Below are 11,507 nucleotides of genomic sequence, written 5' to 3'. Positions count from 1 at the left end.
GAAACATGGCCGGGACGGCGATGGCTATCCCTGCAACGCCTGTTTTTGCTCCTTGATATCCCGCTCAATACCCTCGCGTACATCCTGCGGGATCTTCAGCGCGTCGCCGAGCGCGTTAAGGTAGCTCCGCTCCATAAAGTGATCGATATCAATGGCGGCGCAGCTGAGGAAATAAAGCTCAAGCGCCTCTTCCTCATTTTTTACACTTTGCGCAAGACGCTGCGGATCGAGCGGCTGTTCAATCGCGTGCGCCACCAGCGCTCTTCCCTTCTCTTCGACACCGGCTTCGTGCAGCTGCTGCTCAATCGCCGATCGCTCCTTATCGTCGATATGCCCGTCACTTTTCGCGGCAAAGACCAACGCAAGGATCAGCCGTTCGGTCCGCAGATCCAGCGGCGAGGTGTGCTCGCCGTAATGCGGCTCATCGCCGTGCGCGGTCCGTACCCTGTCCTTGTATTTATTCCACAGTACGGTGCCGGCGATGGCGCCACCGCCGGCCAGCAGCGCGCCTGTGCCGTATTTTGCCAGCAATTTTCGCGAGGATTTATTCGCGACCAGCAGGCCTGCCAGCCCGCCAAGCGCCCCGGGGACCAGCAGTTTACTGAGCCCCTGTTCGCCAGAGGTGGATGTTTTCTGCCCTAACAGGGATTGCAATTGATTTAACCAGCCAGACATGGTTTACCTCACTTAACGGTGAACATGCTCCACAGCGTAAGCGAGCAGGCGTCAGGAAATGTCTGGACGGGCTAAAGAAGCGCAAATTTCTGCCCGCGCCTTTAGCCCTGCACAAGACAGACGCAAACGTTTTCGTTTATACTGCGCGCAACTTTTTTAGGGGGATTGTTATGATTCGTTTAGGAACCGCGCTGCGACCTGCGGCGACGCGAGTGATGCTATTAGGGTCGGGCGAACTGGGGAAAGAGGTCGCCATTGAGTGTCAGCGCCTAGGCGTGGAAGTCATTGCCGTAGATCGTTACGCCGACGCACCCGCCATGCACGTCGCCCATCGTTCTTATGTGATTAATATGCTGGATGGCGATGCCCTTCGCGAGCTGATTACGCGCGAAAAACCGGATTTCGTTGTGCCGGAAATTGAAGCCATCGCCACCGATACGCTGATCGCCCTTGAACAGGAAGGCCAGCGCGTGGTGCCCTGTGCCAAAGCCGCAAAGCTGACCATGAACCGCGAAGGCATCCGTCGCCTCGCGGCGGAAGAGCTGGGATTGCCCACCTCGAGCTACCGCTTTGCTGGCGATAAGGCCGCGTTCCTGCAGGCCGTCGAGGAGATTGGCTACCCGTGCATCATTAAGCCGGTGATGAGCTCCTCCGGTAAAGGGCAGAGCTTCATTCGCGACAGCAGCACGCTGGACAAGGCGTGGGATTACGCCCAGCAGGGTGGCCGCGCCGGAGCCGGTCGCGTAATCGTCGAGGGCGTGGTGAAGTTTGATTTCGAGATCACACTGCTGACCGTCAGCGCCGTTGACGGCGTCCATTTCTGCGATCCGATTGGCCACCGTCAGGAAGATGGCGATTACCGCGAATCCTGGCAGCCGCAGCAGATGAGTGCCCTTGCGCTGGAACGTGCGCAGGAGATTGCCCGCAAGACCGTCCTGGCGCTGGACGGATACGGCCTGTTCGGCGTGGAGCTGTTTGTTTGCGGTGATGAGGTGATTTTCAGCGAAGTTTCCCCTCGCCCGCATGACACCGGCATGGTCACGCTCATTTCGCAGGATCTCTCCGAATTCGCCCTGCACGTGCGCGCGTTCCTCGGCCTGCCCGTCGGCGGGATCCGTCAGTACGGCCCGGCCGCCTCGGCGGTGATCCTGCCGCAGTTAACCAGCCAGAACGTCACGTTTGATAACGTCGACGCGGCGGTGGGCGCAGGGCTGCAGGTGCGTTTGTTTGGCAAGCCGGAAATCGATGGCTCCCGTCGTCTTGGCGTGGCATTAGCCACCGGGGATAACGTGGACGCCGCCGTGGCGAGAGCGAAAGCGGCCGCAGCAAACGTTAAGGTAGCAGGATAAAAAAACGGGCCGTAAGGCCCGTTTCTCATGCGGCGAATGACTTACTGCTTCGCGCCTTCAACCGCTTCACGAGCCAGTTTGGTGATACGATCCCAGTCGCCTGCTTCCAGCGCATCCGCCGGAACCAGCCATGAGCCGCCGATGCACAGCACGCTTTTCAGCGCCAGGTAGTCACGGTAGTTAGCAGGAGAGATACCGCCGGTCGGGCAGAAGCGCACCTGAGAGAATGGACCCGCAATCGCCTGCAGCGCTTTGGTGCCGCCGTTCGCTTCCGCCGGGAAGAATTTGAATTCTTTCAGACCGTAGTCCATCCCCAGCATCAGTTCAGAAACGGTGCTGATCCCTGGGATCAGCGGGATGGTGCCCTCGGTTGCCGCTTTCAGCAGCGGCTCGGTCAGGCCCGGGCTGATGGCAAACTGCGCGCCCGCTTCGGTCACGTCAGCCAGCTGTTTTGCGTTCGTAACGGTACCCGCACCAATGATGGCATCCGGCACTTCTTTGGCGATAGCGCGAATCGCGTCCATCGCGCAGGCGGTACGCAGGGTCACTTCCAGAACGCGAACGCCGCCCGCAACCAGCGCTTTCGCCATCGGTACAGCGTGTTCCAGCTTGTTTACCACGATAACCGGCACGACAGGGCCAGTGGTCAGGATTGCTTCTGCACTTGTTTTCCAGTTTTTCATCAGAGTCTTCTCTCGCCAGATCGTTAAAATCAAGTCGTCTTAAAACGTAATACAGGTTGCGCCCTGCTCAGCACCGGAGAGTTTCTCACGCAGCGCACCAAACATTTCGCGTCCAGTCCCCACGCGCGAGGCGCTCAGGTCAGGAATATGGGGCTGACGTGCCGCCAGCTCTGCGTCATTAACCAGCAGGGTTAACTCGCCTGTCTGACCGTTAACGCGGATCATGTCGCCGTCACGCACTTTCGCCAGCAGGCCGCCGTCGTATGCTTCCGGCGTCACGTGGATGGCTGAAGGCACTTTACCGGATGCGCCAGAGAGGCGTCCATCGGTTACCAGTGCAATTTTGAAACGGCGGTCCAATAATACACCAAGTGGTGGCATAAGTTTATGTAATTCTGGCATCCCGTTGGCTTTTGGCCCCTGATGACGCACCACCACCACGCAGTCCTTATCGAGAAGACCGGCATCAAAAGCGGGTAATACGTCATGCTGGCTTTCAAACACCACCGCCGGTGCTTCGATAATCTGGTTCTCTTCCGGTACGGCAGAGGTTTTCATCACCGCACGACCAAGGTTGCCGCTCAGGACTTTGGTGCCGCCGTGAGGAGAGAACGGTTTATCGATGGTGGCAATCACCTGCGCATCAAGAGAGACGCTCGCCCCATCGCGCCAGTCCAGCTCGCCGTTGTTCAGCCACGGCTCCTGGGTGTAGCGCTGCAGGCCAAAGCCCGCCACGGTGTTTACATCTTCATGCAGCAGGCCGCCCTTCAGCAGCTCGCGCATCAGCAGCGGTACGCCGCCTGCGGCCTGGAAGTGGTTAATATCCGCCGGGCCGTTCGGATAGAGGCGTGCCATCAGAGGCACCACGGAAGAGATTTCGGAGAAATCATCCCAGTTAATCAGAATGCCCGCCGCACGCGCCATGGCCACCAGGTGCATGGTGTGGTTAGTTGACCCCCCGGTTGCCAGCAGCGCCACGATACCGTTGACGATGACTTTTTCGTCGACCATTTTGCCCATCGGCATCCATTCGTTGCCGTTACCGGTCAGACGCGTGACCTGACGTGCCGCAGCCTCGGTCAGCGCCTTGCGCAGCGGTGCATCCGGCTGGATAAAGGACGAGCCCGGAAGCTGCATCCCCATAAACTCCACGACCATCTGGTTAGTGTTAGCCGTGCCGTAGAACGTACAGGTGCCCGGCGCATGGTAGGACGCTGCTTCCGCCTCCAGCAGCGCCTGGCGGTCTGCTTTCCCTTCCGCATACAGTTGGCGAATGCGGACTTTTTCTTTGTTCGGCAGGCCGCTTGCCATCGGGCCGGACGGCACAAAGATCGCAGGCAGATGGCCAAACGACAGCGCGGCCATCACCAGGCCCGGGACAATCTTGTCGCACACGCCGAGATACAGCGCGCCGTCAAACATGTTGTGTGACAGACCCACCGCCGCGGACATGGCAATCACTTCTCGGCTGAGCAGAGACAGCTCCATACCGTCCTGCCCCTGCGTCACGCCGTCGCACATGGCGGGTACGCCGCCCGCCACCTGGCCCACGGCATTCACGCTGTGCAGCGCTTTACGGATGATATCGGGATAAACCTCATATGGCTGGTGCGCGGAAAGCATATCGTTGTAGGAGGTAATGATGGCGATATTGTTACGCAACATGCTCTTTAATGAGGCTTTATCTTCAGGCTGGCAGGCGGCGAAACCGTGTGCCAGGTTACCGCAGGCCAGCTGCGAGCGATGTACGGTGTTGCTCTTTGCCTGTTCAATCCGGGCGAGGTAGGCCGAACGGGTCTCTTTCGAGCGCTCGATAATGCGCTGTGTTACGCGTAACAATGTCGGATTCATAAAAGCTCCTCTCATTTATCTGTCCGGGCTCGGGAGTTTACAAAGTCGCTGGCAGTTGTTAACAACGCTGAAACGCTTGCTGTCCGGAGCTCAGGGGCAAAATCACTTCCGGCAGTGTAATAAAAAAAGCTCCGCGGGTGAATCCACGCGGAGCTTAAAAGTTGAAAATTATGCCACTAGCTGTGTTAGATCATGTTACCGGTAAAATAACACTTTCGAACTAGAGGAGTATCTTACTCAAACTCGTTCCAGGAGCGGCCATCGCGGGTGATCATCGCCACCGACGCAACAGGTCCCCATGTGCCCGCCTGATACGGTTTTGGCGCATCCTGATCGGCCGCCCAGGCTTCGGTGATGGAGTCGACCCATTTCCACGCCTCTTCCACTTCATCGCGACGCACGAACAGCGCCTGAATGCCGCGCATGGTTTCCAGCAGCAGACGTTCGTAAGCATCGGCCAGGTGCGTCTGGTTGAAGGTTTCTGAGTAGCTCAGATCCAGCTTGGTGGTCTGCAGGTTGTGTTTATGATCCAGACCCGGCACTTTGTTCAGGATCTGGATATCCACCCCTTCGTCCGGCTGCAGACGAATGGTCAGTTTGTTCTGCGGCAGCTCCTGCCAGGACTCTTTGAACAGGTTCAGTTCCGGGTTTTTGAAGTAAACCACCACTTCGGAGCACTTGGCCGGCAGACGTTTACCGGTGCGCAGGTAGAATGGAACACCCGCCCAGCGCCAGTCGTCGATATCCACGCGGATCGCCACAAACGTCTCGGTGTTGCTGGCCTTGTTCGCGCCCTCTTCTTCCAGGTAGCCTGGCACTTTTTTGCCCTGCGCAAACCCGGCGGTGTACTGACCGCGAACGGTCTTCTCGCGCACGTTGGAGCGGTCGATGCGGCGCAGCGATTTCAGCACTTTTACTTTTGCATCGCGGATGCTGTCAGCCGTCAGGTCAGACGGTGGGGACATGGCGATCATGCACAGAATTTGCAGCAGGTGGTTCTGGATCATGTCGCGCATCTGGCCGGCCTGGTCAAAGTAACCCCAGCGGCCTTCAATGCCCACCTCTTCCGCCACGGTGATTTCCACGTGGTCGATGGTGCGGTTGTCCCAGTTATTCACAAACAGGGAGTTGGCAAAGCGCAGTGCCAGCAGGTTCAGTACCGTCTCTTTACCGAGGTAATGGTCAATACGGTAAACCTGGCACTCTTCAAAGAACTCGCCCACCTGGTCGTTGATTTCACGCGAGGTGGCCAGTGAGGTACCCAGCGGTTTTTCCATCACGACGCGAGCCGGTTTGGCGTTCAGTTTGGCTTCGCCCAGGCCTTTGCAGATGGCGCCGAAGGTGCTTGGCGGCATGGCGAAATAGTTAATGGTGACACGGTTTTTCTGATCCAGCATCGCGCCTAAGCGGGTAAACGCGCTGACGTCATTGACGTCCAGATTGCAGAAATCGAGGCGTCCACTCAGGGTATCCCACAAACTTTCATCAATTTTTTCTTTCATGAACGTTTCGAGCGCCTCGCGGACGACTTTAGTATAAGCGTCCTTATCCCAGTCGGCGCGCCCAACACCCAGGATACGGGTATCCGGGTGAATTTGGCCCGCTTTCTCCAGTTGATACAGGGAAGGCAGCAATTTTCGGCGTGCAAGATCGCCTTTCGCGCCGAAAATGACCAGGTCACATGCCTGGGCTGTTTGCGTTACCGCCATGTCATTCTCCTCAGTTGGATCACCTGGTGCTTCTGCCAGGTATCGTTGTAATTTTATTACAATGCACTGTACTGCTTTTACGTCATTCCCGAAACCATTAGCGCTTAACGTCGCGTGCGATACCGTGATTTTTCACCCGTTAGCGGGTTACGGTGGCGTAATGACGCAACAAGCGTCGATTCTTTGCGCAACAGGGTCACAGCAAAACCCGACACCGATCAAGTAATGAAAAAAAACAACAACATTATCTTGTCGATTGTTACCCTTTATGGAAGCCGCAAGGGTAATATCGGCTAAATCGAATCACGATTTCATCAATCTATGAAATCGTTTACACCCATGAGCGTCCTGTTAACATGAACATGCTGGAAAAAATCCAGTTTCAACTGGAACACCTTAGCAAATCCGAGCGAAAAGTGGCCGAGGTCATTCTGGCCTCTCCCGCTCAGGCGATCCATTCAAGCATCGCCGCTCTGGCACAGGAAGCGGGTGTTAGCGAACCGACGGTCAATCGCTTTTGCCGCAGCATGGAAACGCGCGGCTTTCCTGATTTTAAACTGCATCTGGCACAAAGTCTGGCTAACGGCACCCCTTATGTTAATCGTAATGTGGATGAAGACGACAGCGTTGATGCCTATACCGCGAAAATATTTGAGTCGGCCATGGCCTCGCTTGATCACGTTCGCCAGTCTCTGGATATGAGCTCCGTGAATCGCGCGGTGGATTTGCTCACCCAGGCCAAGCGGATTGCCTTCTTTGGTCTCGGGTCGTCGGCGGCCGTGGCGCATGACGCCATGAACAAATTTTTCCGCTTTAACGTCCCGGTGATTTACTCCGATGACATTGTGCTGCAACGCATGAGCTGTATGAATTGCAGTGAGGATGACGTCGTGGTGCTGATTTCGCATACCGGCCGCACCAAGAGTCAGGTCGAGCTGGCGCAGCTGGCCCGTGAAAACGATGCCATGGTGATCGCCCTTACCACGGCGGGCACGCCGCTGGCGCGTGAAGCGACGCTGGCAATTACTCTCGACGTGCCGGAAGACACCGACATCTATATGCCGATGGTCTCCCGTCTGGCGCAGCTTACGGTGATTGACGTGCTGGCGACCGGTTTTACCTTGCGTCGGGGCGCAAAATTCCGGGATAACTTGAAGCGGGTCAAGGAAGCGCTGAAGGAATCGCGTTTTGATAAAGAATTGCTTATAAAGAGCGATGTTCCCTAATAACTAAGATGTACGACTTACGGCATTCGGTCCCCTCTTTGCTGCCTTGCGGCAGATGAAGGCCGATTCAATGTTCACGCAACACCAAAGTTGTTTCAGTCAACGGAGTATTACATGTCCAGAAGGCTTCGCAGAACCAAGATCGTAACCACCTTAGGCCCGGCCACCGACCGCGATAATAATCTTGAAAAAATTATCGCCGCTGGTGCCAACGTGGTGCGTATGAACTTCTCTCACGGTACGCCAGAAGACCATAAATTACGTGCCGATAAAGTGCGTGAAATCGCAGCAAAACTGGGCCGCCACGTTGCTATCCTTGGCGATTTACAGGGCCCTAAAATTCGTGTTTCGACCTTTAAAGAGGGTAAAGTTTTCCTCAATATCGGCGACAAATTCCTGCTTGATGCCAACCTGGGCAAAGGCGAAGGCGATAAAGAGAAAGTCGGTATCGACTATAAAGGCCTGCCGGCTGACGTGGTGCCAGGCGATATTCTGCTGCTCGACGACGGGCGCGTACAGCTGAAAGTGCTGGAAGTTCAGGGCATGAAAGTGTTCACCGAAGTCACCGTCGGCGGCCCGCTCTCCAACAATAAAGGCATCAACAAGCTGGGCGGCGGCCTCTCTGCAGAGGCGCTTACCGATAAAGACAAAGCGGACATCGTGACTGCAGCGCTGATTGGCGTTGACTACCTGGCCGTTTCCTTCCCGCGCTGCGGCGAAGATCTTAACTATGCGCGTCGTCTGGCACGTGATGCAGGCTGTGATGCCAAAATCGTCGCCAAGGTTGAACGTGCGGAAGCGGTTTGCGATCAGGACGCGATGGACGACGTGATCCTCGCGTCTGACGTCGTGATGGTTGCGCGCGGCGACCTGGGCGTGGAAATCGGTGACCCTGAACTGGTGGGTATCCAGAAAGCGCTGATTCGTCGCGCCCGTCAGCTGAACCGCGCGGTGATCACCGCCACTCAGATGATGGAATCCATGATCACTAACCCAATGCCGACCCGTGCGGAAGTCATGGACGTGGCCAACGCCGTGCTGGACGGTACCGATGCGGTCATGCTCTCTGCGGAAACCGCCGCGGGCCAGTATCCGGCAGAAACCGTGGCAGCCATGGCGCGCGTCTGCCTGGGCGCGGAAAAGATCCCGAGCATTAACGTCTCTAAACACCGTCTGGACGTGCAGTTCGACAACGTGGAAGAAGCGATCGCGATGTCTGCCATGTACGCCGCGAACCACCTTAAGGGCGTAACGGCGATCATCACTATGACCGAATCCGGCCGTACTGCGCTGATGACCTCCCGTATCAGCTCCGGCCTGCCGATCTTCGCCATGTCTCGCCACGAACGCACGCTGAACCTGACGGCGCTGTACCGCGGGGTAACGCCGGTTCACTTTGACAGCACCAATGATGGCGTGGCTGCGGCGCACGATGCTGTAAACCTGCTGCGCGACAAAGGCTATCTGGTTTCCGGGGATATCGTCATTGTGACCCAGGGCGATGTGATGAGCACCATCGGCTCAACCAACACCACGCGCGTTATGACCGTCGAGTAATAACGTCTCTGTTAAAAAGCCCTCTCCAGTGGAGAGGGCTTTTTTTATTTCGTCGGATACAGCTCTTTGCGCTTATACGGCTCAATCTCACCCGGCTGGCGCGTTTTGAGCAGCTTCAGTATCCACGTGTACTGCTCAACATGCGGTCCCACCAGGATCTCCACCTCTTCGTTCATTCGACGCGCAATGGTGCGATCGTCCGCGGTGAGGAGATCGTCCATCGGCGGGCGAACCTCAATGCTCAGACGATGAGTGTTGCCATCGTAGACCGGGAAAAGCGGAATGACCCGGGCACGACACACTTTCATCAGACGGCCAATCGCAGGCAGAGTCGCCTTGTAGGTCCCGAAGAAATCAACAAACTCGCTGTGCTCGGGGCCGTGGTCCTGATCCGGCAAATAGTAACCCCAGTATCCCTGGCGCACGGACTGAATGAACGGCTTGATGCCATCATTTCGCGCATGAAGACGACCACCAAAACGACGACGCACAGTATTCCAGACGTAATCGAAGATCTTGTTGCCCTGGTTATGGAACATTGCCGCCATCTTCTGGCCCTGTGATGCCATCAGCATGGCTGGAATATCAACGCCCCAGCCGTGCGGAACGAGAAAAATGACCTTCTCATCGTTGCGGCGCATCTCGTCAATGATCTCCAGCCCTTTCCAGTCAACGCGTTCCATGACTTTTTCCGGCCCTTTCAGCGCCAGCTCCGCCATCATCGCCATTGCCTGAGGCGCAGTGGTATACATGGCATCAATAATGGCCTCTCGCTCCGCGTCGCTCTTTTCCGGGAAGCAGTAATAGAGGTTAATTTGTGCGCGACGACGAGCACTTTTGCCTAAGCGCCCTGCCAGACGGCCTATTTTACCCAGCACAGGATCGCGAACGGCAGCGGGTAACATCGCCATCCCTGCAAAGGCGTAAACGCCAAGCCAGGCGCCCCAGTTGCGCGGATGGCGGAAAGATTTCTCAAACTCAGGAATGTATTCAATATTGTTTTTTGGGGTTTCCATGCTGGATCCAGGGTCTGATGACGCAAAAAAATATTCAGATAGTGTAGCGAGGCTGGCGCTCACGCACAAAAGAAAAAGCCGGCGCATACTGACGCCGGCTTTTTAACAAAAACAGAGGGCTTAGTTTAAGCTCAGCTGCGGCAGCACCTCTTTCACCTGCGCCAGGTAATCAGCACGATCTTTACCCGTCAGGCCTTCGGTGCGCGGCAGTTTCGCCGTCAGCGGGTTCACTGCCTGTTGGTTGATCCACACTTCATAGTGCAGGTGCGGGCCGGTAGAACGCCCGGTGTTTCCGGAGATCGCGATACGGTCACCACGCTTCACTTTCTGGCCAGGTTTAACCAGCAGCTTACGCAGGTGCATGTAGCGGGTCGTATACGTACGGCCATGACGCACCGCGACATAATATCCGGCTGCACCGCTACGTTTGGCGACCACCACTTCACCATCCCCTACCGCCAGTACCGGCGTGCCCTGAGGCATGGCAAAGTCAACGCCGCGGTGCGGTGCGACGCGCCCGGTCACCGGGTTCAGACGACGGGGGTTAAAGTTAGAGGAGATACGGAACTGTTTAGCCGTCGGGAAGCGCAGGAAACCTTTCGCAAGGCCCGTACCGCTGCGGTCATAGAACTTGCCGTCTTCGGCACGGATCGCGTAGTAATCTTTGCCCTCGGAGCGCAGACGCACACCCAGCAGCTGGCTCTGCTCGCGCTTGCCGTCGAGCATTTCACGGGACATCAGAACGGAAAACTCATCACCCTTCTTCAGCTTGCGGAAATCCATCTGCCACTGCATGGCTTTGATCACCGAGCTGATTTCAGCGCTGGTCAATCCTGCATCTCGCGCGCTGGAGACAAAGCTCGCACCCACGGTGCCTTTCAGAACGCTGTTAACCCAGTCGCCCTTCTGCATTTCGCTGGTCATTTTGAAACCGTTTGCAGTGCGATCGTAGGTGCGGGTTTCGCGGCGGGACATTTCCCAGGTCAGACGCTGCAGGTCCCCATCGGCCGTTAATGTCCAGGAGAGCTGTTGACCGATTTTCAGGTTGCGAAGATCTTTATCCGCAGCCGCCAGCTGGCTGATATTACCCATGTCGATGCCGTACTGGTTCAGCACGCTGCTCAGCGTGTCCCCGGTAGACACAACATATTCGTGGATACCCGCTTCGTTCTCGGTTTTATCGTCCAGTTCATCCTGTGGAATAGCTTCATCTTCCTGAGCCGCCTGGTCGATAGGCTCACTGGCTTCAGGCAGCAAAGAGCGGATTTCGCTCTTTTCGAGCTCAATGGTTTTGATGATAGGGGCAGAACTCGGGTGGTAAACATAGGGCCGCCAGACGGCGACCGCTAAGGTGAGTACTGTAAGCGACCCCAGCATAACGCGATGGGGTCGAGGCAGATTGTTAAATGCCAGGGCGACAGAGCGGGCTATCTGTTGCACG

9 protein-coding genes are annotated in these 11,507 nt (G+C 56.7%); 3 read left to right on the top strand and 6 right to left on the bottom strand.

Features of this window, described 5'->3' with window-relative positions; all coding sequences use genetic code 11:
* Positions 1-24: 24 nt before the first annotated feature.
* A complete protein-coding gene (locus tag M2433_RS00285) occupies positions 25-675 on the bottom strand; it encodes a tellurite resistance TerB family protein (protein WP_429052059.1) in 651 nt (216 codons plus the stop codon).
* A 170-nt stretch (positions 676-845) separates the two neighbouring features.
* Here M2433_RS00285 and purT point away from each other — a divergent pair, with 170 nt between their 5' ends.
* Positions 846-2,024, top strand: a complete 1,179-nt coding sequence (purT, locus tag M2433_RS00280) for a formate-dependent phosphoribosylglycinamide formyltransferase (RefSeq protein WP_429052057.1) — start codon at positions 846-848, stop codon at positions 2,022-2,024.
* 41 nt (positions 2,025-2,065) lie between these two features.
* Here the strand turns inward: purT and kdgA are convergent, their stop codons facing one another.
* The 3 genes from kdgA to zwf form a co-directional block, all read right to left on the bottom strand.
* A complete protein-coding gene (kdgA, locus tag M2433_RS00275; protein ID WP_429052055.1) occupies positions 2,066-2,707 on the bottom strand; it encodes a bifunctional 4-hydroxy-2-oxoglutarate aldolase/2-dehydro-3-deoxy-phosphogluconate aldolase in 642 nt (213 codons plus the stop codon).
* A 39-nt stretch (positions 2,708-2,746) separates the two neighbouring features.
* The gene (gene edd / locus M2433_RS00270; protein ID WP_429052052.1) at positions 2,747-4,558 is read right to left on the bottom strand and encodes a phosphogluconate dehydratase; all 1,812 of its coding nucleotides are present in this window, start codon (positions 4,556-4,558) and stop codon (positions 2,747-2,749) included.
* Positions 4,559-4,791: 233 nt separating this feature from the next.
* Positions 4,792-6,267 carry a glucose-6-phosphate dehydrogenase gene (zwf, locus tag M2433_RS00265; RefSeq protein ID WP_047345927.1) on the bottom strand — a complete coding sequence of 492 codons (1,476 nt, stop codon included), beginning with the start codon at positions 6,265-6,267 and terminating at the stop codon, positions 4,792-4,794.
* 356 nt (positions 6,268-6,623) lie between these two features.
* Between zwf and M2433_RS00260 the strand changes: the two genes are divergently transcribed.
* Entirely contained in the window at positions 6,624-7,493 is an 870-nt protein-coding gene (locus M2433_RS00260) for a MurR/RpiR family transcriptional regulator (protein ID WP_063957565.1), read from the top strand.
* 114 nt (positions 7,494-7,607) lie between these two features.
* A complete protein-coding gene (gene pyk, locus M2433_RS00255) occupies positions 7,608-9,050 on the top strand; it encodes a pyruvate kinase (protein WP_008500455.1) in 1,443 nt (480 codons plus the stop codon).
* Positions 9,051-9,094: 44 nt separating this feature from the next.
* On the opposite strand, the gene lpxM is transcribed toward pyk, so the two are convergent.
* Positions 9,095-10,066 carry a lauroyl-Kdo(2)-lipid IV(A) myristoyltransferase gene (gene lpxM, locus M2433_RS00250; RefSeq protein WP_429052049.1) on the bottom strand — a complete coding sequence of 324 codons (972 nt, stop codon included), beginning with the start codon at positions 10,064-10,066 and terminating at the stop codon, positions 9,095-9,097.
* A gap of 120 nt (positions 10,067-10,186) precedes the next feature.
* Entirely contained in the window at positions 10,187-11,506 is a 1,320-nt protein-coding gene (gene mepM, locus M2433_RS00245; protein WP_264437894.1) for a murein DD-endopeptidase MepM, read from the bottom strand.
* Between the last annotated feature and the right edge of the window lies 1 nt (position 11,507).

This window comes from Enterobacter sp. AC1 (assembly GCF_050434705.1).
Classification (GTDB): domain Bacteria; phylum Pseudomonadota; class Gammaproteobacteria; order Enterobacterales; family Enterobacteriaceae; genus Enterobacter; species Enterobacter cloacae_L.
The sequence above is the reverse complement of the archived record's forward strand: the minus strand, read 5'-3'. Positions and strand labels throughout refer to the sequence as shown.